Origin of the sequence: Streptomyces noursei (genome assembly GCF_016917755.1) — a bacterium.
Lineage (GTDB): Bacteria > Actinomycetota > Actinomycetes > Streptomycetales > Streptomycetaceae > Streptomyces > Streptomyces yunnanensis.
In genome coordinates this window covers 9,798,237-9,821,371 of the sequence record NZ_CP070326.1, presented here as the reverse complement: position 1 = coordinate 9,821,371, position 23,135 = coordinate 9,798,237, and the positions used below count along the sequence as shown (strand labels likewise).

The following is a 23,135-nucleotide window of genomic DNA, read 5'->3' as shown; positions in this document are numbered from 1 at the left end:
CACCGCCCGGAAGCTTGATTTCACGGGCCCGGGAAGCCCCTCCGCGACGGGCTTCAGGTCCCGTACGCGCGGGTGTGCACCGGGTCCGCGGGCGGACCGTCGTACGCGTCCGCCGCGCGCTCGGCCCGGACCTCCACCAGGACCGGCCGCCGGGTGGAGACGGCCTCCTTGCGGGCCCACTCGACCGCCGAACGCAGATCCGCCGGATCGAGCACGTCACGGCCCGCGCAGCCGTACGCCTCGGCGAGCTTCACCGGGTCCGTGAACGGGTCGGCGTCCTCGGCGCCGCCGAGCAGCACCACCACGAACGGCACTTCGTACTGCGCCGCCGCGGCCAACTCCCCGGCCGTCAGCGGGAACCCGCGACCGTCGACGACCACCACGACCTCCGCCGCCCGCTCGCCCCGGGAGTCCAGTGCCTTCCGGACCCCGATCGCGGTCGGCACCTCCCACCCCGGCGGACCGTTCCGCCGCGGCACCCGGTGCCGTCGCGCGGTGTCCGGACGGGGGGCGCCCGGACGGGAGGCGCTCGCCTCCGGCAGCCCGCTGACGACATAGGTGTCCGCCGACGACCCGCCGCCGAAGAGCTCGGCGAGCTCCGCGAGGGCCCAGTGGGCCCACTGGGCCCCGGTGCCCGCCGGGTCCGCGGGTGCGGACTGGGGGAGTACCGCCCCCGGCGCCGGCGACCGGACGCCGTCCACCAGTGCCGGTCCGGCGCCGGGAGCGGAAGGGGCGACCGGCCCCGGGCCGCACACGATCTCCACCCCGGCCAGATCGGCCGGAATGTCGATCAGTACGGGTCCGGGTCGGCCTTCCCGCGCGATCCGGAACGCCTCACGGAAAGCGCCCGGGATCCGTGCGGGGTCCTCGATCCGCTCGGCACGCTTGGCGACCGCACCGGCCAGCCGGACCAGGTCCGGCGGCCGGTACCCCGCGTGCCGCAGCGGTATGGCGGGGGCGGGCGGCGCGGACGCCTCCCGGCCGGTGACGCACACCAGCGGGACGGCGTCCTGCCGGGCCGCGTAGAGGCCGCTGAGCAGCCGGACCGCCCCGGGCCCGGCAGCCACCGCGACCACGCCGGCCTTCCCGGTCGTCCTGGCCCAGCCGTCGGCCATGTGCGCGGCGCCCTCGGCGTGGCCCGCGGACAGGTGGGCGATGCCGCCGGTCCGCTCCATCGCCGCGTACAGCGGCAGCAGCGCGGCGCCGGGGCAGCCGAAGACGGTGTCGGCGCCCTCGTCCTTCATGATCTCAACGGCCGCCTGGACGGCGGGAATGCGACGTGCCCCCATGATCTGGGACTCAGTCCTTGAGGTCGTATCCGGAGAGGCGTTCGACGCCGCGGAGGAGGGCGGAGTGGTCCAGGCCGCCGTCGCCCTGGGCGCGCAGGGAGGCCACGAGGGAGGCGACGACGGAGCCGACGGGCAGGGCGGCGCCGACGGTGCGGGCGGCGTCGGTGACGATGCCCATGTCCTTGTGGTGCAGGTCGATGCGGAAGCCGGGCTTGAAGTCGCGGTTGGCGAAGTTGTCCTTCTTGCGGGCAAGGACGGTGGAGCCGGCCAGGCCGCCGCCCAGGACGTCGAGGGCGGCGGGCAGGTCGACGCCGGACTTCTCCAGGAAGACCACGGCTTCGGCGCAGGCTTGGATGTTGACGGCGACGATGAGCTGGTTGGCGGCCTTGACGGTCTGGCCGGCGCCGTGCGGGCCGCACAGCACGATGGTCTTGCCCAGGGCTTCCAGGATCGGCTTGGCGGCGTCGAAGTCGGCCTGCTGGCCACCGACCATGATCGACAGGACGGCCTCGATGGCGCCGGCCTCGCCGCCGGAGACGGGGGCGTCCAGGACCCGGATGCCCTTCTCGGCGGCGTTCTTGGCCAGGTCGATGGAGGTCTGCGGGGTGATCGAGGACATGTCGATCAGCAGCGCGCCGGACTTGGCGTTCTCCAGGATGCCGTCGGGGCCGTAGGCGATGGCCTCGACGTGCGGGGAGGCCGGGACCATCGTGATGACGACGTCGGCGTCGGCGACGGCCGCGGCGATGTCGGTGGCGGCGGTGCCACCGGCCGCGGCCAGGCGCTCCAGCTTGTCGGCTTCCAGGGTGTAACCGGTCACCGCGTAGCCGGCCTTGATCAGATTCTCGGCCATGGGCGAACCCATGATGCCCAGCCCGATCCAGGCGATCGCCGGGCGGGTCGGGCGGGAGGAGTCGGCCAGGTTGCTCATTGGGAAGCCTCTTTCACACGCAAACGTAAAGGGGGAGAGGGGACGCCAGACAGCGGCAGGTGACGCGGGCGCCGGGGTCAGTGGGCGGCGCGCAGGGCCGCCGGGAGCCAGGTGAAGGACTCGGCGCTCGGGCGGTCGCCCGGCTTGTACTCCAGGCCGACGTAGCCGTCGTAGCCGGCCTTCTTCAGGCGGCCGAGCAACTCCTCCAGCGGGAGCGAGCCGGTGCCGGGCGCGCCGCGGCCGGGGTTGTCGGCGATCTGCACGTGTGCGGTCTTGGGCGTGTAGCGGTCGATGACCTCCGCAAGGTCCTCGCCGTTCATCGACAGGTGGTACAGGTCCATCAGGAACCGTGCGTTGTCCAACCCGGTGGCGGCGTTGACCGCGTCGACCACCTCGATCGCCTTGGGTGCCGAGACGATCGGACACGCCGGCGACTCCGGCGCGTTGAGCGCCTCGATCAGCAGCGTGCCGTCCACCTCGCCCACCGCCCGCGCCGCGAAGGCCAGGTTCTCCAGAGCAAGAGCATCCTGCTCCGCAGGCGTGGCGCCCTCGACGCGGTTGCCGTACAGGGCGTTGAAGGTGGTGCAGCCCAGCGACGCGGCGAACGCGATCGCCACCGGCACGTTCGCCCGGAACCTCTCCGACTCCACCCCCGGAACCGACAGCGCACCACGATCCGGACCCGGCAACCGCCCGGCGTAGAAGTTCAGCCCCGTCAACCGCGTCCCGGCATCACGCAGCGCATCGCCCAGCGCGTCCAGCTCGGACCGCTCCGGGGTCGGGGCGTCCACCCACGGCCACCACAGCTCCACCGCGGTGAAACCCGCCGCCCGCGCGGCCGCCGGCCGCTCCAACAACGGAAGCTCGGTGAACAGGATCGACAGATTGACGTTGAAGCGCGTGTCCGTGAAACCCATAAGGCCCGGCGCTCCTTCCGGATAGCGGAACTTACTTTCTGCGTAATGGAACACTGCCGGGCGGGCGGGGAGGCTGTCAAGGGGGGCCGGGAGCAATTTCTGGTCGGCGGGGCGAAGCGCGCGTAGGTTGAACCGCGTGCGATTGAGAGTTGAGTTCACGACGGAGCCGTTCGACCTGGACGAGGCGCCGGCCCATGCCGTGGTGGCGCGGGAGATCGTCACCGGTGCCGAGCTGGACGCCGTCGACGTCGGCCCCTTCGGCAATACCGCCGAGGGCGACGCCGACCGGGTGCTGGACGCGGTCGGCGCCCTGCTGCGGCAGTCCCTGGAGGCGGGCGCGACCCGGGTCTCCCTCCAGGTCAATGTGATCGCCGACGACCGGCAGGGCGGCGCGGATGCCACAGCAGCGCGATGGGGGTCCCCCCGGACGAAGTCTGGGGGAGCTTCCACTCGGGGTGGCGGCGGGCGACGGGCGGGCGACGAGGGGGACGCGACGTGACCGAGCCCGCCGACCACCCCTTCGTCCGGGCGGTCAAACCGCTGGTGGATGCCATGGGTGGCCAGATGATCGCGCCCGATCAGGCCAGCGGCGACGACGTCGTGCTGGCCTGGGAGGGGCGGGACCGGGTGGCCGTCCGGCTCCCGCACCTGTCGGAATCGCTCGATCACATCCTCGCCGAGCTGGAGCGCCGGCACGGCATGCCGCTCTCCGAGCTGGACCGCAGGACCAAGCAGTCGGTGGTGCGGATATTGGAGAGCCGGGGTGCTTTTTCGGTCCGGCACGGCGTCGAGACGGTCGCCGGCGCCCTCGGTGTCAGCCGCTTCACTGTGTACAACTACCTGAACCGGGAAAGCGCCGCGAAGGACGCCGACTGAGGCGAAGCGGGCGCAACTGCCCGTCCTGCGGCCGAAGCCGCCACTCGGAGACCCCGGGTGGCGGCTTTCGTGTTGCCGACTTTTCAACAAAGTGTTGACGTGATGTTGCCGGAGGTCTTAGCTGTTTCCAGCCAACCAGAGCTGTCCAGCACCAGGCCACGGAGGCTTCCCGTGTCTTCGACCACGCCCCAAGGGCTTACCCGGTTCAACACCGCCGATGCCAGTGAGGCTCGGGCCGCGCTGCACGAGGTGTGCGCCAGCCGGGCCTGGGGGAGCAAGGTTCTCGCCCAGCGCCCCTATGCCACCGCCGACGCCCTGTTCACCGCCAGTGACGCCGCCATGGCGGAGCTGAGCGCGGACGACCTGGCCGAGGCGATGGCCGGGCACCCGCCCATCGGGCGGCCCAAGCCGGGCGACCCCACCTCGAACCGCGAGCAGAGCGGGATGGCCGGCGCCTCCGACGACCTCAAGGCGGAGATGCTCGAACTGAACCTGGCCTACCAGGAGAAGTTCGGGCACGTTTTCCTGATCTGTGCCTCCGGCCGCACCGGGGAGCAGATGCGTGATGCGGTCCGTAACCGGATCGACAACTCGCCGGAACAGGAACGCGAGATCGTCCGTGTGGAGCTCGGCAAGATCAACCGCATCCGCCTGAACCGCATCGCAGAAGGAGATCCATCATGAGCAGCGAGTCGGCTGCACCGACGTCGGTGTCCACGCACATCTTGGACACCAGCGTGGGCCGTCCCGCGGAGGGCGTCGCCCTCACGCTCTCGGTGCGCTCCGGCAGCGGGGGTGCGTGGACCGTCCACGGCGCCGGGAAGACCGACGTCGACGGGCGCTGCAAGAACCTGCCGGCACTCCCGCAGGGCACCACCCACGTACGCATCGACTTCGAGACCGAGGCGTACTTCTCTTCACGTCAGCACAGCGTCAACCAGCAAGCCGAGGAACAGCAGGACGCCCCCGCGCTACGGGACAGCGGAGCCTTCTTCCCGGAGGTGGCAATCACCTTTGCCGTCAAGCCGGGCGAGCACTACCACGTACCGCTGCTGCTCAACCCGTTCGGCTACTCCGTATACCGAGGGAGCTAGCACCGACATGCCCACGATTCTCGGCCAGAACCAGTACGGCAAAGCGGAGAACCGCGTTGTCAAGATCACCCGCGACGGCGACACCCACCACATCAAGGACCTCAACGTCTCGGTAGCCCTCTCCGGCGACCTGGAAGAGGTCCACCTCTCCGGCTCCAACGCCAACTGCCTGCCCACCGACACGACCAAGAACACCGTGTACGCCTTCGCCAAGGAGTACGGGATCGAGTCGGCCGAGCAGTTCGGCATCCACCTGGCCCGGCACTTCGTCTCCAGCCAGGAGCCGATCAAGCGGGCCCGGATCCGGATCGAGGAGTACGCCTGGGAGCGCATCGAGACCTCGGACGGCAACTCGCGCTTCATCGGCGCGGACGAGGTCAAGCACTCGTTCGTCCGCAAGGGCCAGGAGGTCCGCCTGACCGAGATCACCTACGACGGTGAGAACTGGCAGGTCATCTCCGGCCTGAAGGATCTGATCGTGATGAACTCCACCAACTCGGAGTTCTGGGGGTACATCAAGGACCAGTACACGACGCTGAAGGAGGCGTACGACCGCATCCTGGCCACGCAGGTCGCCAGCCGCTGGCGCTTCAACTGGACGTCCGACGAGCAGCGGATGCCCAACTGGGAGCGTTCGTACGAGCAGGTCAAGAAGCACATGCTGCAGGCTTTCGCGGAGACCTACAGCCTCTCGCTCCAGCAGACCCTGTACCAGATGGGGTCGCGCATCATCAACAACAGGTCCGAGGTGGACGAGATCCGCTTCTCGCTCCCGAACAAGCACCACTTCCTCGTGGACCTGGAGCCCTTCGGGCTCAAGAACGATACCGCCGAGGGGGCCGTCTACTACGCGGCGGACCGCCCGTACGGCCTGATCGAAGCCACTGTTCTGCGCGACGGTGTCGAAGCCCGGATCCCGATGGATCTGACGAACCTCTAGCGGCTCGACGCAACGCCGTGCCTCGCGTCCCCTCCCTACCCCGCAGCGGGGAGGGGACGCGATTTCCGAGGGGAACGACCCATGGCACAGCAAGAGCAAGCCCCGCACCACCCAGCCCCACCGGTTCACCCGGTGGATGAGAAGCCGGCCGTCAGACGGCTCGTCCCTGCCGCCCTCCAGCACATCGCGGCGATGTACGCCGGCGTCGTCACCCCTCCGCTCATCATCGGCCAGGCCGTCGGTCTGGACACCGCAGGCCGGACCCGGCTGATCGCCGCCAGCCTGCTCATCGCCGGCCTGGCGACCCTGCTGCAGACGCTCGGCATCCGCACCTTCGCCGGCAACCGCCTCCCGTTCGTCAACGCGGCCAGCTCCGCCGGCATCACCCCGATGCTCGCCATCGCCGAGACCACCGCCAAGGGCCACCAACTCCCCGCCATTTACGGGGCAGTTATGTGTGCCGGGGTGTTCTGCCTGGCGATCGGCCCGTTCTTCGGGAAACTCCTGCGCTTCTTCCCGCCGCTGGTCACCGGCGTCGTGATCACCCTCATCGGGGTCACGCTGATGCCCGTACCGGTCGGCTGGGCACAGGGCGGCGACAAGGGCGCCGCCGACTTCGGCTCCATGAAGAACCTCGCGCTGGCCGGCTTCACCCTCCTCGTGGTGCTGCTCATCCAGCGCTTCGCCAAGGGCTTCGTCAAGCAGATCGCGCTGCTGATCGGCCTGGTCGTCGGCACCCTGGCCGCGATCCCCTTCGGGATGGCCAGCTTCGACGGGCTGCGCTCGGCCCCGATCGCCGCGCTGCCCACGCCCTTCGCCTTCGGCCCGCCGGAGTTCCAGCCCGCCGCCATACTCTCCCTGTGCATCGTGATGCTGGTGCTGATGACGGAGTCGTCGGCCGGGATGCTCGCCCTCGGCGAGATCTGCGACCGGAGGACCACCGGCACCACCATCACCCGCGGCCTGCGCACCGACGGCATCGCGACCCTCCTCGGCCCGATCTTCGGCGGTTTCCCGACCAGCGCCTTCGCGCAGAACGTCGGCGTCGTCTCGCTGACCCGGGTCCGCAGCCGCTATGTCGTCGCGCTGGCCGGTGCGGTGCTGCTGGTCCTCGGCGCCTTCCCCGTCCTGGGCGCCGTGGTCTCGCTGGTGCCGATGCCGGTCCTCGGCGGCGCGGGTATCGTCCTGTTCGGATCGATCGCGGTCAGTGGCATCCGCACGCTCTCCGAAGCCGGACTCGATGACAGCTCCAACATCATCCTGGTGGCCGTGTCGCTCGGCGCGGGAATCATCCCGCTCGCCGCGCCGACCTTCTATGCCGGGTTCCCCGCCTGGGCACAGACCGTGCTCGGCTCCGGGATCAGCGCCGGAGCCCTGGTCGCGGTCCTGCTCAACCTGTTCTTCCACCATCTCGGCACCCGGGGCACGTCACGGGCAGCGGTACTGTCAGCCGCCTCGCCCGGCCCCGGCACTCAAATCCCCTAGGGCCATGCCGTGCCCAACCGCCACTGAAAGAACGAGGAAAGCACCATGGCACCAGCACCGGCATCCCCTGACAGCGCGGTCAAGCAGCGCATCGTCATCGAGAACTGTGCCATCGCGACCGTCGACGCCGACGACACCGAGTACGCCAGCGGCCACCTCGTCGTCGCCGACAACGTCATCGAGTCCCTCGGCGCCGGCAAGGCCCCCGAGGGCCTGGCGAACGTCGTCCGCCGCATCGACGCCACCGGTCACCTGGTCACCCCGGGCCTGATCAACACCCATCACCACTTCTACCAGTGGATCACCCGTGGCCTGGCCACCGACCACAACCTCTTCAACTGGCTGGTCGCGCTCTACCCGACCTGGGCCCGGATCGACGCGGAGATGCTCACCGCGGCGACCCACGGCTCGCTCGGCATGATGGTCAAGGGCGGTGTCACCACCGCCTCCGACCACCACTACGTCTTCCCGCGGGGCTCCGGGGACCTCGTGGGCGCCGAACTGGCCGCGGTCGCCGACATCGGCGCCCGGATCACCCTGGCCCGCGGCTCGATGGACCGCAGCGAGAAGGACGGCGGCCTGCCCCCGGACTTCGCCGTCGAGACCACCGAGGGCGCCCTGATCGGTACCGAGGAGGCCATCGACAAGCACCACGACGCCTCGTTCGGCTCGATGGTGCACATCGCGGCGGCCCCCTGCTCGCCGTTCTCCATCTCCACCGAACTCCTCCGGGAGGGCGCCGCGCTCGCCCGCCGCAAGGGCGTGCGGATGCACACCCACGGCTCGGAGACGGTGGAGGAGGAGAAGTTCTGCCACGAGCTGTTCGGCATGGGCCCGACCGACTACTTCGAGTCCACCGGCTGGCTCGGCGAGGACGTGTGGATGGCGCACTGCGTCCACATGAACGACTCCGACATCGCCGCCTTCGCCCGCACCAAGACCGGCGTGGCGCACTGCCCGTCGTCCAACGCCCGCCTGGCCGCCGGCATCGCCCGCGTACCGGACATGCTGGCCGCCGGCGTTCCGGTCGGCCTCGGCGTCGACGGCACCGCCTCCAACGAGTCCGGCGAACTCCACACCGAGCTGCGCAACGCGCTGCTCATCAACCGCCTCGGCGCCCACCGCGAAGCCGCCCTCAACGCCCGCAAGGCGCTGCGGCTCGGCACCTACGGCGGCGCCCAGGTCCTCGGCCGGACCAGCGAGATCGGCTCCCTGGAGCCGGGCAAGCTCGCCGACCTGGTCCTGTGGAAGCTCGACGGGCTGGGCCACTCCTCGATCGCCGACCCGGTGACCGCCCTGGTCTTCGGGCCGGCCGCCCCGGTCACGCTGTCGCTGGTCGACGGCAAGCCGGTGGTCGAGGACAACCACCTCACCAACATCGACGAGGACGCCGTCGCCCGCTCCACGCGGGCCGAGGCCCAGCGTCTGGCCCGTATCGCGGCCGAGGGCTGATCCCCCCGGACGCGACACGCCCGAAGACTCGGCCGGGAGGGACGGCTCCCGGCTGAGCTTGCGGACCCGAGCGGGGTCCGCAAGCGCCGTCCCCCGGGGGTGCGGATTCCCCGCACCCCCGGGCCGGTCGCCCCCACACAAGCCGCCCATGCGCCACAAGCGCGGCCTTCGCACGCTCACCAGCGCGACTTCGGCACCCCGCACCACATGGCACGCCCTCCGTGACAGGCTCGCACCGCCGGCTTCCGGCGGAGCAGAAATCGACAGGAGGCCCGCAGTGGCCGCACCTACCGGGCAGAAGTCGGAGGTGGACCGGAAGCATCCGGTCGACGAAACCCTCCCGCCCTTCAAAATGTTCACCAGCGGCCTACAGCATGTAGCCGCCATGTACGCGGGCGTGGTGGCCCCGCCGATGATCGTGGGACCCGCCTGCGGGCTCAGCCCCACCGAGACCGCTTTCCTGATGGGGGCCAGCCTCTTCACCGCGGGCATCGCGACCCTGCTCCAGACCCTGGGCTTCTGGAAGGTCGGAGCCAAGCTCCCCTTCGTCAACGGCGTCTCCTTCGCCGGTGTCACCCCCATGGTCGCCATCGCCAAGGAGCACAGCCCGCACGACGCGCTGCCGATCATCTTCGGCGCGGTCATCGTCGCCGGCGTCCTCGGCTTCCTGCTCGCGCCCTACTTCTCGAAACTCGTCCGCTTCTTCCCCCCGGTGGTCACCGGCACCGTCATCACCCTGATCGGTGTCTCGCTGCTCCCGGTGGCCTTCCGCTGGTCCCAGGGCGGCAACGAACAGGCCGCGAACTACGGCTCGTTGAAGAACATCGGGATGGCCGCGGCCACCTTCCTGATCGTGCTGGTGCTGCGCCGGGTACTGCGCGGCTTCCTCCAGCAGATCGCCATCCTGCTCGGCCTGGTCGCCGGCACGCTGGTCGCGGTCCCGGTCGGCCTCACCGACTTCTCGGCGCTGACCAAGGCGAGTCTGATCGGCTTCCCGACGCCGTTCCACTTCGGCGCCCCGCAGTTCGACGTCGCGGCCATCATCTCGATGTGCATCGTCATGCTGGTCTGTATGACCGAGTCCACCGCCGACATGCTCGCGCTCGGCAAGATCGTGGGCCGGCCGGCGGACGAACGCACCATCGAGGGCGGTCTGCGCGCCGACACCCTCGGCACCGCCGTCAGCCCGCTGTTCAACGGCTTCGCCAACAGCGCCTTCGCCCAGAACATCGGTCTGGTCGCGATGACCAAGGTCCGCAGTCGCTTCGTCGTGGCCACCAGCGGGGCGATCCTGGTCGTGCTCGGGCTGTGCCCGGTCGCTGCCTCGATCATCTCCCTCGTCCCGCTGCCGGTCCTCGGCGGCGCCGGCATCGTCCTCTTCGGCTCGGTCGCCGCCAGCGGCGTCCAGACGCTGGCCACCGCCGCCATGGAGAAGGGCGAGAACTCGCTGATCGTCGCCGCCGCCCTCGGCATCGGCCTGATCCCGATCGCGGCGCCGGAGTTCTACCACAACTTCCCCAAGGACCTCCTGGTCGTCCTGGACTCCGGCATCAGCACCGGCTGCCTGGTCGCCATCGTCCTCAACCTCGCCTTCAACCACTTCGGTTCGAAGGCCCCGTCCGCCCCGGCAGATCCGCACGCCCCCGAGCCGCACGCCGCCGATCCGCACGTCCCGGCCGGCGCCCCGGAGGTACCCCGTCAGCCCGACCGCGGCCGCATGGACGACGGTGAGACCGCCACCTCGCCCGCCCACTGAGGCCCGCCCCCTTCGCAACGGCCCGTACGGAAACGGCAACCGCCGCCTCCCTACGGGCCGTTGGGCTTTCCCCGGGGGTCAGTCGATGTGGTAGCTGTCCCCGTAGACCTTCCAGTCCAGCGGAGTGCGCAGGTCCAGGTTCCCCCGCTCCAGGAACACCCGCTGCTCGGTGTCCACCCGGCTGGTGTCGCCGTGCGCCTCCTCCTGCTTCATCGCCCAGACCCGGGCGTCGAGGAAGGCGCCCAGGTAGGTCTTCTCGTCGCCGCCCCGGGTCGGCGGCTCGGCCTTCGCCAGTGCGCGCTTGCGGATGTTGGAGAAGCTGGTGCTGTCGTCGCCGTCGCCGTGCATCACGATCGCGTCGTAGTACGCGAACTGCCCCAGCACGCCGAGCCCGTCGGCCTTCCCCTGCTCGACCGCCGGGTTGAAGTACACCCGGTCCCGCTCGTCGTCCTGCGCCTTCCGGAAGACCGGGTCCTGGGCGGCCTTCCGCCAGTCCTTCGGGTAGTTCGGGTCCAGACCCTCGTGCGAGTCGCTGCCGTCCACCGTGCGCAGCGCCGGCAGGTACGGGGCCAGGACGTTGTCGGGCTTGCGCTTGGTGTAGAGCTCGACCAGCTCCAGCATGTCGTGGGTGCCGGAGGTGAAGCCGATGATGCCGCCGGTGTAGCCGCGGCCGTCACCGATGTCCTCGATGTACGCGTACTGGGCCTTCCAGTCCAGCGAGGAGTTCTCCGCGCTGGACACCAACTGCATGGCGATCTCCTTCTTCGCCGGGTCGTCCAGCCCGACGGCGGCCCGCGCGGTGTGGGGTGCGGCGTGGGTCGGGGCCGCCGCCCGGCCGGCCGGCGCGGCGGTGGCGGCGACCGCGGCCGTGGGGACGGCGAGCAGTGCCAGTCCGAGCGTGACACGGGTGGCGGTCCTGGCTATCGATCGGGAGCGCATGGAGTCCTCCTGTCCGGAGTGTGCCGTGGGGGGTTCCTCAATCGTTAGGAAGCTTTCCTACCAGACTCCGGGGGCGCCGCATAGCGCTCGCGCGCCCCAACGTGCCGCCCACCGCGCCCAGTTGGCCGAGCACCCCACCCCCGCTCCGGGCCCCGTCGGACACCGCCTTCCGCCGCCGACCGCCCCGTCAGCCGGCGCGCCCGCCCGTCGCGCCGCCCCGTACGTCGCCCCGCGTTCCGCCCTCCGGGCCGGCCAACAACCCGCCCACCAGTGCCCGGATCTCCTCCGCCGGGTCGAACGCCACTTCAGGGAAGGCGAGTTGGCGCATCACCACCCCTTCCAGGTGGTCCACCAGGATCCGCCCGTGCCGCTCCGGCGCCCCGGAGCCCAGCCGGCGCACCCACTCGGTGCTCCGCTCCAGCACCGCCTGCCGCCCCTGCCCGAGCGGTGCCCGCAGCCCGGGGCGCACCGCGGACTCCAGCAGCAGCGCCCAGCGGGCGGCCGTGCGCGCGCGCCCGGGCCCCGCGGCATGCCGGGCGAAGGCGGCCAGCGCCGCGGCCAGTTCGCCGGGGCTGACGGGCGCCGGCCCCGCCGTCAGCGCCTCCCACTCCCGCCGCTCCAGTGCCAGCAGATGCTCGGCGATGCCGTCGACCAGCGCGGCCCGGTTGCGGAAGTAGTTGGACGTGGTCCCCGTCGGCACCCCCGCGGCCCGGTCCACGGCCTGGTACGTCAGCCGCCGGGCCCCCTCGGCCCCCAGTACCTCGACCGCCGCGTCCAGCACCTGGTCCCGCCGCCGCGCCAACGCTCCACCAACCCTTACAACTCCGTTACTACGCCCATAGTAGTGCGATTCCCTCGGATGTTGTGGCGGCTGGCGCGGTGTCGACATCGCTGTCGCGGGCGCCGACGGTATGCCCGATATGCTGCATTACGCACGAAAGTGACAGGCATTCAACGTGTGCGTCCGCGCAGTCGGGCGCCGCAGAGAGGGGGCCCGCGGTGCCCCACGGAGCCCACGCGTCAGGGACGGCCTCGGCGCTGGAAACCACCGTCGACGGCCTGATGGACGACCTCTGCGCCGATCTCGAACGGCTCGCCGCCATCCCCTCCATCGCCTTCCCCGGCTTCTCGCCCGAACCCGTCCTCCAGGCCCGCGACCTCGTCGTCGAACTGCTCAGGGCCGCCGGCGTCACCGACATCGGCGAACTGAACCTCCCCCACACCGCCCCCGTCGTCACCGCCACCGTCCCCCCGCCCACCCCGGACGCCCCCACCGTCCTCCTCTACGCGCACTACGACGTCCAGCCGGCGGCCGACGAACACCTCTGGGATTCCCCACCGTTCGAGCCCACCCGCATCGAGGGCGGCATCCGCGCCCGCGGCATCGCCGACGACAAGGTCAATCTGATGGTCCACCTCGGCGCCCTCCGGGCGTGGCGCGGACGGCCGCCCGTCGGCATCAAGATCCTCTTCGAGGGGCAGGAGGAGTACGGCAGCGCCTTCGACGGCTACCCGCCCACCGACCCCGCGGCGTTCGCCTGCGACGCGATGATCATCGCCGACACCGGGAACATCCGCCCCGGCACCCCCACCCTCACCACCGCCCTCCGCGGCAGCGTCGACGTCTTCGTGGACGTCCGCACGCTCGATTCCGCCGTCCACAGCGGCCAGTACGGCGGCGCCGCACCGGACGCCCTGCTCGTCCTCGTCAAGGCGCTGGCCACCCTCCACGACCTGCACGGCGACGTCGCGGTGGAGGGCCTGCGGCGCGAACCGTGGCACGGCACGGCCCTTGCGGAGGACGACTTCCGCGCACTGGCCGGCGTGCCCGACGGCACCCCGCTGCTCGGTTCCGGCGGGCTCGGCGAGCGGCTGTGGAGCGGCCCCGCGCTCACCGTCGTCGGCCTGGACGCGCCCTCCGCGGACCGCGGCGCCGCCGCCGTCGTCCCGCACGCCCGCGCCAAGCTCAACCTCCGCGTCCACCCCCGGCAGGACCCCCAGGAGGCCCAGGACGCCCTCGTCCGCCACCTGCGGCGGCTGCGCCCGTTCGGCATCCCGCTCACCGTCACCCCCGGCGACACCGGCCCCGGCTACGAGGCCGGCACCGACGGCCCCGCCTACCGCGCCGCCCGCACCGCGCTGCGCCGCGCCTGGGGCGCCGAGCCCGTCGACGCGGCGGCCGGCGGATCGGTCCCCCTGGTCAACGGCCTGGCCGCGGCGGTGCCGCAGGCCGAGATCCTGCTCTTCGGCGCCGCGGACAGCCTCTGCCGCATGCACGCCCCCAACGAACGGATGCTGCGCTCCGAATTCCGCGGGACGCTGCTCGCCGAGGCCCTCTTCTTCGCCGAGTACGCCGCCGCGCACCGCCCCGGGGGCGCGGCGTGACGCCGGAGGTGCAGGAGCGGCGCCGCTTCACCTTCCCCAGCGCCCTCACCATCCTCGTCCTCGTCACGGTCGTCATCTGGGCGCTGGCCTTCGTGCTGCCCTCCGGCACCTACGCCCGCAACGCCGCCGGCCGCCCCCTCCAAGGCTCCTACCACCGCACCCCGTCCGGCCGGACCTTCCCCGAGCGGCTCGGCGACCTCTTCCTCTCCCCGGTCAACGGCCTCTACGGCATCAAGGACGCCCGCACCGGCCTGGTGGGCCCGGATCTGACCGGCGAACTGTACGGGAGCGCCGGCGTCTTCCTCTTCGTCCTCGCCATCGGCGCCTTCATCACCGTCGTCTTCGCCACCGGCGCCCTGGACCGCGGCATCGGCCGCCTCGCCCACCGGCTCCGCGACCGCGGCGCACTCCTCATCGCCGGCGTCATGGCGGTCTTCTCCCTCCTCGGCACCGTCGAGGGCTTCGCCGAGGAGACCCTGGGCTTCTACGGCCTGATCGTCCCCCTGATGCTCGCGCTCGGCTTCGACCGCCTGGTGGCCACCGGCGCGATCATCCTCGGCGCCGGCATCGGCGTCCTGTGCTCCACCGTCAACCCGTTCGCCACCGGCGTCGCCTCCTCGGCCGCCGAGATCTCCCTCGGCGACGGCATCGGGCTCCGCGTCGCGATGTGGCTGGTGCTGACCGCCACCACCATCGCCTACGTCATCCGCTACGCACGCCGGGTGCGCGCCGACCCCGACCGCTCGCTCTGCGGCTTCCTCCCCGGCGACCGCGAGCACGCCCAGACCGCCCCGGACGTCCCCGAACCGCCCCCGCTCACCACCCTCCACAAGACGGTCCTGGTCGCCGTCGCCCTGCTCTTCGGCTTCATGATCTTCTCGGTGATCCCGTGGTCCGGCGCCCTCACCGGCCGCGCCGACGCACCCCCCTACGCCTGGGAACTCGGCTGGTCCTTCCCGCAGTTGGCGGCGATGTTCCTGGTCGGCGCGGTACTGGTCGGCCTGCTGGCGAGGATGGGCGAACAGCGGCTGTCCGCGACCTTCGTCCAGGGCGCCGCCGACTTCATCTCGCCCGCCCTGGTCATCGTCCTCGCCCGCGGCGTCACGGTCATCATGAACAACGCCAGGGTCACCGACACCGTGCTGCACTCCATCGAGGGCGTGGTCTCCGGCACCCCCTCGGCGCTCTTCGGCGTCATCGTCTTCATCGTCAACCTCCCCCTGGCCTTCCTGATCCCCTCCACCTCGGGCCACGCCACGCTCGCCATGCCGATCCTCGCCCCGCTCGCCGACTTCGCCGGCGTCACCCGCCCGGTCGTCGTCACCGCCTGGCAGGCCGCCAGCGGCTGGATGAACCTCTGGGTCCCCACCACCGCCGTCATCATGGGCGGCGTCTCCCTCGCCAAGGTCGGCTACGACACCTACCTCCGCTTCGCCGCCCCCCTCCTCGCCCTTCTCTTCGTCCTGATCTGCACCTTCGTGGCATTGGGGGCGGCGGTGGCGTGAGGACGCAAGGGACACCGCTCCTGTCCACTGTCCGTGCCGGTGCCTAGAGTTGACCCGTGGCCGAAGAGACGTGGAACAGCGTGGCAGGGGATGCGCAGGTGGGGAGCCTCGTGCAGGCCGGGCACATCGAGGCGGTGCATCTGCACGGGCCGCCGTCCGGCACGCAACGCCGGACCCCCTGCCAGTTACCGCTGGAGATTCAGCACTTCGAGAACCGGGACGACGAACAGGCACGCGTCCTACGGGCCACCGAGGACTGGCTCGGGAGCGGCCCGGACCCGGCGCGTCCGCTGATCATCAGCGTCAGCGGACTGACCGGTGTGGGGAAGACGACCCTCGGCTTCCGGATCACCCGACCGCTCCTGGAGAGCTGCCCCGACGGCGTGCTCCACGCGGACCTCGACGAGGGGCGGCGCGACGGGGCCGCCGACATCGCCGATGTGCTGGGCCAGATGCTGCGGGCGCTGGGAGTCCCCCAGGACGAAGTCGAGCGCTCGCTCACCGCGCGCCGCCGGCAGTATCTGGACGAGACCCGGCACCGACGGCTGGTCGTCGTCCTCGACAACGTGCGGCGCTTCGAGGGGGAGGCCGAGCTGCTGATGCCCGCCTCGGCCGGCAGCGCCGTCGTGCTCGTCGGCCCGCGGACACCCCCTGACCTCGACCCCGGCGTGGCGGTCGAGCTGCCGCTGAGTCCGCTCACCGAGGACCACGCGGTGCGGCTCCTGCTGCGCGTCGCAGGAGATCAGGCACCGGCCGCCGACCCGGAAGCCGTCGCCGAACTGGCCCGGCTGTGCGCCGGTCTGCCCGCCGCCCTGCGCGTCGCGGGCCACTGGGTCCGCAGGCACCGGCGGCGCGGCTGGGCGCGGCTGCTCGCCGGCCTGACCATCGAACTGCAGAAGAACGGGGTGCCGGAGACGGAGCCGGTGTGGAACGCGACGTACCACGACCTCGGCGGTCCGGCCCGTACGCTCTACCGCCTGCTCGCCGGCGAACCCGGGCCGGCGATCAGCCCGCAGGCCGCGGTCGCCCTCCTGGGCACGGGGGAGGACGCCGCCGAGGCGGCGCTGGAGGAACTGGAGGACGCCGGCCTGCTGGACCTCGTCCCGGATCTGGACGACGACCGGGCCGTCCGGCTGCGGATGCACGCCCTCGTGCGTGATCATGCCCGCCGCCGCGCGGCGACCGACGCGGCGGACGCGGAGGCGGCCGACGGGCGGGAGCGCAACATCCGCTGGCATCTGCGCCAGGCGCAGCGCGCCGACGAACTGTGGGCCGGGAAGCGGATGACCCTCGCCGCACGGGTGCCGGCACTGCCGGGCGCCCCGGACGTCGACTTCCGAGGCAGGACGGCGGCCCTGCGCTGGCTGCACAGCGAGCGCAGGGTGCTGCACGCCTGCGTGCGCGTCGCCCACGACGCGGGGCTCCTCGCCGAGTCCTGGGCGCTGTGCGAACCCCTGTGGACGCATCAGCTCGACCATCCGGGCAGCGCCGACGACATCGACTCCTTCACCCTCGGCCGGGACGCCGCCCTGCGCGCCGAGGACCTGCCGGCCGCGATCCGGATGCGCTGCCAGCTCGCCCGGCCGCTGTGGGAGAGCGAGCGGTTCGCCGAGGCCGGACGGGAGTTGGAGGCCGCGGTGAGCGCGGCCGGGCTGCTGGGCAGTGGCGACCAGGACCGCAAGCTGTTCGCCTCCGCCCTCGAATTCCGCGGCCGGCTCCAGGCCGAACAGGGCAAGTGGTCCGCCGCGGTACCGGACTACCGGCACTCCCTGCGCCTGCACCAGCAGATCGAGAACCCCTACGGCGAGCTGCTGCTGACCTATCTGCTCGGGCAGGCGAGCGAGGGCCTGGACGAACTCGACCGGTCCGCCGAGGAGTTGCGGACCGCCCATGCGATGGCGCGGGAGCTGAAGCGCGAGCGCATGACCGCGCGCACCGGATTCGCGCTGGGCCGGGTGCTGCTGCGACTGGGCCGGGCGGCGGAGGCCCGGCAACTGTACGAGGCCGCCCTCGACGCGGCACGGGAGCGCCGGTCCCCATCCGAGCAGGTACGGGTGCTGGAGGCGCTCGCCGGACTGTACCGAGAGGAGGGCGACGAGGACGCCGCCGAGCGGTACCTGGCCGCCGCCCACGCCCTCCGCTCCCGCCCCACCGACGGGCCCTAGGAGTGTCCCCAGCAGCTTTTCGGAACCGCTCTCAGAACGCGTGGTCCGCCTCGTCGTCCGTGGCCGGTGCGAGGCGGACCGGATAACTGCGGTCGCCGATGCGGCAGTCGAGGGTCGCCGGGAGGGACGGCACGCGGGTCGCGATGAGCCAGCAGTGCACCGCCGACACCACCGCCGCCGGATCGGGCCGGAACACCCGTCCGGCCTCGGTGCACGCCCCGATCCGGGCCGACAGCAGCGGTCCGCCGCGGCGCCGCAGCACGCAGTGGGAGGCGGACAGCACGACGGCGGCGGTACGGCGGCCCGGGTACCGGTCGAGTGCCCAGGTGATCCAGCCGTCCACCGTCCAGCCCGCCACGGCCCGTGCGGCGGCGGCCGGCGCGTCTCCGGCGCGGCGGAAGAGGACCGCCGCGCTCTGCGCGTGCCGCACGCTCGCCGCGTCCTCCTCGGCGGCGAGGTGCCCGGCCGGCCCGTCGTGGTGCGGCGGACGGCGTTCGACGCGTACCCGGTCGCCGTCGACGGCGGCGGACACCGCGTGGACGGCCGGTGCGTGCGCCGGAACGCGGGGGACCGGCAGCAGACGGGGTTCGGCCGGTGTGGCCGGCGGGGTCAGCCTGAGCCGCGCGTACAGCTCCGTACGCAGCAACGGCAGGGCGCGTCCCCGTTCGGCGAAGGCGGGCTCGGCCAGGGCGCGCACGGATCCCGGCAGGTGCCCCTCGATGGCCCGGACGATGTCCTCGGCGGCCCGGCCGGTGTCTGCCGCGGCACCGCTCACCTTCGGTGCCGCGGCGAGCAGCCGGGCCATCGGGCTGCCGGGGATCAGTTCGTCGCCGCCGTCGCACACGGCCAGCAGCGGGCGGTCCAGGGCGGCCGCGTACAGGGCCGTCGAGCCGTGGTCGGTGAGCACCCCGTCCGCGGCGACCAGCACCGCCGCCCACTCTTCGTACGGCCGGGGCGTCAGGAGTCCGGCGGCGAGGGCCGGTGCGTGACGCTCGGCGAGATCGTGTGCACCGCTCCGGCCGTAGTCGTTCGGGTGCATGATGAGCGCCAACTGGTAGGAATCGGCGGGGAGTTCCGTGCTCAGCCGGGCCGGCAGATCCGGGTACGACGCGAGCAGGGACTCCGGGCCCCAGGTCGAGGTGAGCGCGATCAGCCGGCGGCCGCCGGTGCCCAGCGCGGTGCGGTATCTGTCGCGCAGCCCCTGCGAGGCGAGGAGCCGGTCGAGTGTCGGGTCGCCGACCACGGTGGCGCGGGCGGCCGCCGCGGGACACCGCACGGCCAGCTCGGCGACCTGGCTCCGGTGGGCGAGGGCGTGCAGCGCGGCCAGTGGGGTGCCGCGGCGCAGCAGATAGGCGGGGTCCAGGCCGGATGCGGAGTCCGCCGTGCCCTCGTCGGGGAGCGTCTTGCCGAAGCCCGCTCCGTGCGGCAGCAGGACCAGCGGCCCCCGGAGCCGGTCGAGTTCGCCTTTGGGACTCGCGGCGAGCGTCAGGTCGTACGGGGTGCGGACGGCCTCGTCCCAGGGGACGCAGCGGGCGCCGACGGAGTCCAGGGCGGCGAGGGCATCGGTGCCGAAATCGGAGCCGGGGATCAGGGAGAAGCGGCGCTCGATGCGGTCGTCACCGGAGAAGACGGGCAGGACGTCCAGGAGCCGGTGCAGCGCGACCGCGGAACGCACCGCGAAGAGCACCGCCCTGCGGCCACCGGACCCGCTGCCCGCTGCCCGCTGCCCGCTGCCCGCTGCCCGCTGCCCGCTTTGGCAGGGTCCGTCCATCCTAGTGGGCCGGGCCGCCTCCCGTATGCCGTTTCCGCAGTTCGGAGCGGGTTCCGGCAGGGGTATCGACGGCATGCCAGCGATGGTACCCGGGGGGTGCCGAAGGGCCGGTACGGCGGTCCGTACCGGCCCTTCGGGGTTCCCGCGGGGGGCTCAGTCCAGCAGCTCGTACGCCGGCAGGGTCAGGAAGTCGGCGTAGTCGGCGTCCAGGGAGACCTTCAGGAGGAGGTCGTGGGCCTGCTGCCACTTGCCGGCGGTGAAGGCTTCCTCGCCCACCTCGGCGCGGATGGCGGCGAGTTCGTCGGCGGCGATCGTGCGGACCAGGTCGGCGGTGGCCGTGGTGCCGGCGTGCTCGCCGTCCTGGAAGACGACGCCGGCGTCGACCCACTGCCAGATCTGGGAGCGGGAGATCTCGGCGGTGGCGGCGTCCTCCATGAGGCCGAAGATGGCGACCGCGCCGAGGCCGCGCAGCCACGCCTCGATGTAGCGGGTGCCGACCTGGACGGCGTCGATCAGGCCCTGGTACGTGGGCCTGGCGTCGAGGGAGTCGACGGCGATGAGGTCGGCGGCGGCCACCGAGACGTCCTCGCGGAGGCGGTCCTTCTGGTGGGGCTTCTCGCCGAGGACCGCGTCGAAACAGGCGCGGGCGACCGGGACCAGGTCGGGGTGGGCGACCCAGGAGCCGTCGAAGCCGTCGCCGGCCTCCCGGTCCTTGTCGTTCTTGACCTTGGCCAGGGCCTTCTCGTTGGCCTCGGGGTCCCGGCGGTTGGGGATGAAGGCCGCCATGCCGCCGATGGCGTGCGCCCCGCGCTTGTGGCAGGTGCGGACCAGGAGTTCGGTGTAGGCGCGCATGAACGGGGCGGTCATCGTCACCGCGTTGCGGTCCGGGAGGACGAACTTGGCGCCGCCGTCACGGAAGTTCTTGACGATGGAGAAGAGGTAGTCCCAGCGGCCGGCGTTCAGACCCGAGGCGTGGTCGCGCAGCTCGTAGAGGATCTCCTCCATCTCGTACGCGGCGGTGATGGTCTCGATGAGGACCGTGGCGCGGATGGTGCCCTGCGGGATGCCGACGTAGTCCTGGGCGAAGACGAAGATCTCGTTCCACAGGCGGGCTTCCAGGTGGGACTCGGTCTTGGGCAGGTAGAAGTACGGGCCCTTGCCGAGGTCCAGCAGACGCCGGGCGTTGTGGAAGAAGTAGAGGCCGAAGTCGACCAGTGCGCCGGGGACCGGGCGGCCCTCGAACTGCAGGTGGCGCTCCTCCAGGTGCCAACCGCGCGGCCGCATCACGACGGTGGCGAGCTCCTCGGCCGGCTTGAGGGCGTAGGACTTGCCGGTGCGGGCGTCGGTGAAGTCGATGCGGCGCTCGTAGGCGTCGATCAGGTTGAGCTGGCCACCCACCACGTTCTCCCAGGTGGGAGCGGAGGCGTCCTCGAAGTCGGCGAGCCACACCTTGGCGCCGGAGTTGAGCGCGTTGATGGTCATCTTGCGGTCGGTGGGGCCGGTGATCTCGACCCGGCGGTCGTTGAGCGCGGGGGGTGCCTCGGCGACCTTCCAGCTGTCGTCCGCGCGGATCTGCGCGGTCTGGGGGAGGAAGTCCAGCGCGCTGGTCCGGGCGATCTCGGCGCGGCGCTCGGCGCGGCGGGCGAGCAGCTCGTCACGGCGGGGGGTGAACCGCCGGTGCAGCTCGGCGACGAAGGCGAGCGCGGCGTCGGTGAGGACCTCGCCCTGTCGTTCGGGGGTGTGGGCGGGGTCGACTTCGACGATGGCCAGCGGGGACGGCGCTGGTGCGGACATGAGCTGTCACTCCATTCAGCGGCGGTGCCTTGCGGCCGCCGGGGGCACCTGTGCGGCACGGGGTGCCGTGGGTTCCGAAATACGGTCGCGGGCGCCGTACGGGTAGCAGGGCGCTTCTGACCAGTGGAGACTAGTTTCCTTATCGCGGAACTTCAATGGTTTGTTGATGTCGAGATTCTCTGGGTCGACACAAGTGGTGATCGAATGGCTCTCGGTGCCATTGCGGTCACTCTCCATTACTCCCGCTCCGGAACGACGGATTCCCGTCAATCTGAGGCCGGGGCGGGTGTTCCGGTCGCCCGGTGTGCCGGCCGCCGCAGAATGTGCGGCGGGCGAGGGGGCGGTCGACCGGTCGGGCGCCGGTCCGGTGGGCGCCGGTCACTCCAGCCGCCGCAGATCGTCCGGCGTGTCGATGTCGTACGGCTCGGCCACATCGCCGCACTCGACGAGCGTGAGGGCGCCGGCGTGCCGTCGGAGATAGCTCCGCGCCCCGCGGTCCCCCTCCGCGTCGGCCGCGATCTCCGCCCACCGCTCGGCGCCGAACAGCACCGGATGCCCCCGCTCGCCCCCGTAGGCCGCGGCCGCCAGTGCGTCCCGCCCCGTGCACGCGGCCACCACGCGGGCCACCGCGGCGGCGCCGATGCCCGGCTGGTCGACCAGCGACACCACCACCGCGTCCGCCTCCGAACCGGCCAGCGCGGCCAGTCCCACCCGGAGTGAGGAGCCCATGCCCCGCGCCCAGTCCGGGTTCACCGAGACGCCGTAGGCCGCCAGATCCGCCCGCTCCCGGACGGCCTCGGCGGCCGCGCCCAGCACGATGTGCACCGGTCCGCAGCCGCCGTCCCGAAGGACCCGTGCGGCATGCTCGACCAACGGGCGTCCCCGGTGGTCGAGCAGTGCCTTGGGCCGTCCCCCCAGCCGCCGTCCGCCGCCCGCGGCGAGCAGCAGCCCGGCCACCCTCCCCTCGGGCCGTCCGGCCCCCTTCGTCCCCCCGGCGCCTGCGCTTTCCCCTCGATGTGCCATGGGACCTGCTTACCCCATGGCGTCGCGCGGCGCCCCGTGCCGCCCGGAATCGGGCGGCGTCAGATGGCTTCAGGCCGCGTCGTCCGCTGCCCGCTGTCGCGGGATCCGCGGGCGCAGCCGGCTCCGGAGCTGCTCCGTCCGCTCGTCCCCGTGCCGGTGCTCGCTGACGTAACGCTGTATGTGTTCCTCGGTGATCTCGGACGCGTCGGCCAGGCCGTACGCCCGGCAGATGAGCTGGATGACGCTGAGGCGCCGGGACTCGGGGTCGGGGGTGGGGCCTGCATCGGGCTCCATGGTGTTCTCCGATCCGGTGGTCCGGTGGTGGGTGTTCCCGTGGTCCGGTGGTGGTGGGTGGTTCCCGTGGTCCGGTGAGGTGCGAGGGCGGTCGTCCAGTGAGGTGCGATTCGGTGATATGCCGGACATTTCCTGGAAGGGAGAATGCTCCATCGCGCGGCGCCGTACGCCTTGTACGGGATACGCCCACGCCAACGGGTGCCCGGGGGAACGCACGTGCTGACGCATGGTCAGAGGGTTGACGGGTACTCGCGCGTGGCCCGCGCGTGCGACGCGTGGGGCATGTGGGGTGGATGGTGTCCGAGCGGCCTGCGAGAGCGGCGTGGAACCGGCCGCGGGGTCGGGGAACCGGGGGTCGAGGGACGAGAACCGGCCAGGGGAGTCGCGTGGGGAAGCTGGGGCGGGAGTCGGGTCGCACGACCCCCGCGCCGACCCCCGCGCCGGCCCGTACGACCGTCAAGTGGCGGGCGGACGACGGGCGGCGGACGATGTGGGTCGGTCGCGGCGGCGGTTCCTCGG

General features: G+C 72.1%; 19 protein-coding genes and 1 pseudogene. 11 read left to right on the top strand and 9 right to left on the bottom strand.

All coding sequences use genetic code 11. From position 1 onward, the window contains the following. Positions 1 to 53: 53 nt before the first annotated feature. From JNO44_RS42675 to JNO44_RS42665, 3 genes are all read right to left on the bottom strand, one after another. Positions 54 to 1,289 (bottom strand): thiamine pyrophosphate-binding protein, encoded by a 1,236-nt coding sequence (locus tag JNO44_RS42675; RefSeq protein ID WP_205369282.1) that lies wholly within the window; start codon positions 1,287 to 1,289, stop codon positions 54 to 56. 10 nt (positions 1,290 to 1,299) lie between these two features. Further along, on the bottom strand, positions 1,300 to 2,220 hold the full coding sequence (locus tag JNO44_RS42670; protein WP_205368419.1) for a 2-hydroxy-3-oxopropionate reductase: 921 nt from the start codon (positions 2,218 to 2,220) through the stop codon (positions 1,300 to 1,302). 77 nt (positions 2,221 to 2,297) lie between these two features. After that, positions 2,298 to 3,137: a TIM barrel protein gene (locus JNO44_RS42665; protein ID WP_205368420.1), complete on the bottom strand. Its 840-nt coding sequence runs from the start codon at positions 3,135 to 3,137 to the stop codon at positions 2,298 to 2,300. Positions 3,138 to 3,273: 136 nt separating this feature from the next. On the opposite strand from JNO44_RS42665, the pseudogene JNO44_RS42660 reads away from it, so the two are divergent. From JNO44_RS42660 to JNO44_RS42625, 8 genes and pseudogenes are all read left to right on the top strand, one after another. Continuing rightward, positions 3,274 to 3,516, top strand: a pseudogene (locus JNO44_RS42660) (thiamine-binding protein); the annotation flags it as partial. A gap of 116 nt (positions 3,517 to 3,632) precedes the next feature. Continuing rightward, a complete protein-coding gene (locus JNO44_RS42655; protein ID WP_205369280.1) occupies positions 3,633 to 4,013 on the top strand; it encodes a helix-turn-helix domain-containing protein in 381 nt (126 codons plus the stop codon). Between the two features lie 171 nt (positions 4,014 to 4,184). Then, on the top strand, positions 4,185 to 4,697 hold the full coding sequence (gene uraD / locus JNO44_RS42650; RefSeq protein WP_205369279.1) for a 2-oxo-4-hydroxy-4-carboxy-5-ureidoimidazoline decarboxylase: 513 nt from the start codon (positions 4,185 to 4,187) through the stop codon (positions 4,695 to 4,697). After that, the gene (gene uraH / locus JNO44_RS42645) at positions 4,694 to 5,107 is read left to right on the top strand and encodes a hydroxyisourate hydrolase (protein ID WP_205369278.1); all 414 of its coding nucleotides are present in this window, start codon (positions 4,694 to 4,696) and stop codon (positions 5,105 to 5,107) included. Before uraD ends, uraH begins: the two co-directional genes overlap by 4 nt. Before the next feature lie 7 nt (positions 5,108 to 5,114). Continuing rightward, positions 5,115 to 6,047, top strand: a complete 933-nt coding sequence (gene pucL / locus JNO44_RS42640; RefSeq protein WP_039631643.1) for a factor-independent urate hydroxylase — start codon at positions 5,115 to 5,117, stop codon at positions 6,045 to 6,047. A gap of 81 nt (positions 6,048 to 6,128) precedes the next feature. Beyond that, positions 6,129 to 7,532: a nucleobase:cation symporter-2 family protein gene (locus tag JNO44_RS42635; RefSeq protein ID WP_205369277.1), complete on the top strand. Its 1,404-nt coding sequence runs from the start codon at positions 6,129 to 6,131 to the stop codon at positions 7,530 to 7,532. Positions 7,533 to 7,577: 45 nt separating this feature from the next. Next, positions 7,578 to 8,984 (top strand): 8-oxoguanine deaminase, encoded by a 1,407-nt coding sequence (locus JNO44_RS42630; protein ID WP_205369276.1) that lies wholly within the window; start codon positions 7,578 to 7,580, stop codon positions 8,982 to 8,984. A gap of 277 nt (positions 8,985 to 9,261) precedes the next feature. Continuing rightward, entirely contained in the window at positions 9,262 to 10,740 is a 1,479-nt protein-coding gene (locus JNO44_RS42625) for a nucleobase:cation symporter-2 family protein (RefSeq protein WP_205369275.1), read from the top strand. A gap of 78 nt (positions 10,741 to 10,818) precedes the next feature. Here JNO44_RS42625 and JNO44_RS42620 read toward each other — a convergent pair whose 3' ends face one another. After that, complete coding sequence (locus JNO44_RS42620; protein ID WP_205369274.1) at positions 10,819 to 11,679, bottom strand: chitosanase; 861 nt, start codon at positions 11,677 to 11,679, stop codon at positions 10,819 to 10,821. Between the two features lie 187 nt (positions 11,680 to 11,866). Beyond that, positions 11,867 to 12,481 carry a TetR/AcrR family transcriptional regulator gene (locus JNO44_RS42615; protein ID WP_205369273.1) on the bottom strand — a complete coding sequence of 205 codons (615 nt, stop codon included), beginning with the start codon at positions 12,479 to 12,481 and terminating at the stop codon, positions 11,867 to 11,869. Positions 12,482 to 12,741: 260 nt separating this feature from the next. Between JNO44_RS42615 and JNO44_RS42610 the strand changes: the two genes are divergently transcribed. Genes JNO44_RS42610 through JNO44_RS42600 form a run of 3 tightly spaced genes read left to right on the top strand, consistent with a single transcriptional unit; the run spans position 12,742 to position 17,734 of the window. Next, positions 12,742 to 14,064: a M20/M25/M40 family metallo-hydrolase gene (locus JNO44_RS42610; protein WP_205371433.1), complete on the top strand. Its 1,323-nt coding sequence runs from the start codon at positions 12,742 to 12,744 to the stop codon at positions 14,062 to 14,064. Then, positions 14,061 to 15,569: a YfcC family protein gene (locus JNO44_RS42605; protein WP_205369272.1), complete on the top strand. Its 1,509-nt coding sequence runs from the start codon at positions 14,061 to 14,063 to the stop codon at positions 15,567 to 15,569. The genes JNO44_RS42610 and JNO44_RS42605 overlap by 4 nt, the downstream gene beginning before the upstream one ends. A gap of 56 nt (positions 15,570 to 15,625) precedes the next feature. Further along, positions 15,626 to 17,734 carry a tetratricopeptide repeat protein gene (locus JNO44_RS42600; RefSeq protein ID WP_205369271.1) on the top strand — a complete coding sequence of 703 codons (2,109 nt, stop codon included), beginning with the start codon at positions 15,626 to 15,628 and terminating at the stop codon, positions 17,732 to 17,734. Between the two features lie 31 nt (positions 17,735 to 17,765). Here the strand turns inward: JNO44_RS42600 and JNO44_RS42595 are convergent, their stop codons facing one another. From JNO44_RS42595 to JNO44_RS42580, 4 genes are all read right to left on the bottom strand, one after another. Then, positions 17,766 to 19,580: a translation initiation factor 2 gene (locus JNO44_RS42595; protein ID WP_240167910.1), complete on the bottom strand. Its 1,815-nt coding sequence runs from the start codon at positions 19,578 to 19,580 to the stop codon at positions 17,766 to 17,768. Between the two features lie 78 nt (positions 19,581 to 19,658). After that, positions 19,659 to 21,299, bottom strand: coding sequence for a malate synthase A (gene aceB / locus JNO44_RS42590; protein ID WP_205369270.1), 1,641 nt, complete (start codon positions 21,297 to 21,299; stop codon positions 19,659 to 19,661). A gap of 378 nt (positions 21,300 to 21,677) precedes the next feature. After that, positions 21,678 to 22,256, bottom strand: coding sequence for a nucleotidyltransferase family protein (locus tag JNO44_RS42585; RefSeq protein WP_205371429.1), 579 nt, complete (start codon positions 22,254 to 22,256; stop codon positions 21,678 to 21,680). 135 nt (positions 22,257 to 22,391) lie between these two features. Beyond that, entirely contained in the window at positions 22,392 to 22,616 is a 225-nt protein-coding gene (locus tag JNO44_RS42580; RefSeq protein WP_073444873.1) for a hypothetical protein, read from the bottom strand. Positions 22,617 to 23,135 lie beyond the last annotated feature (519 nt).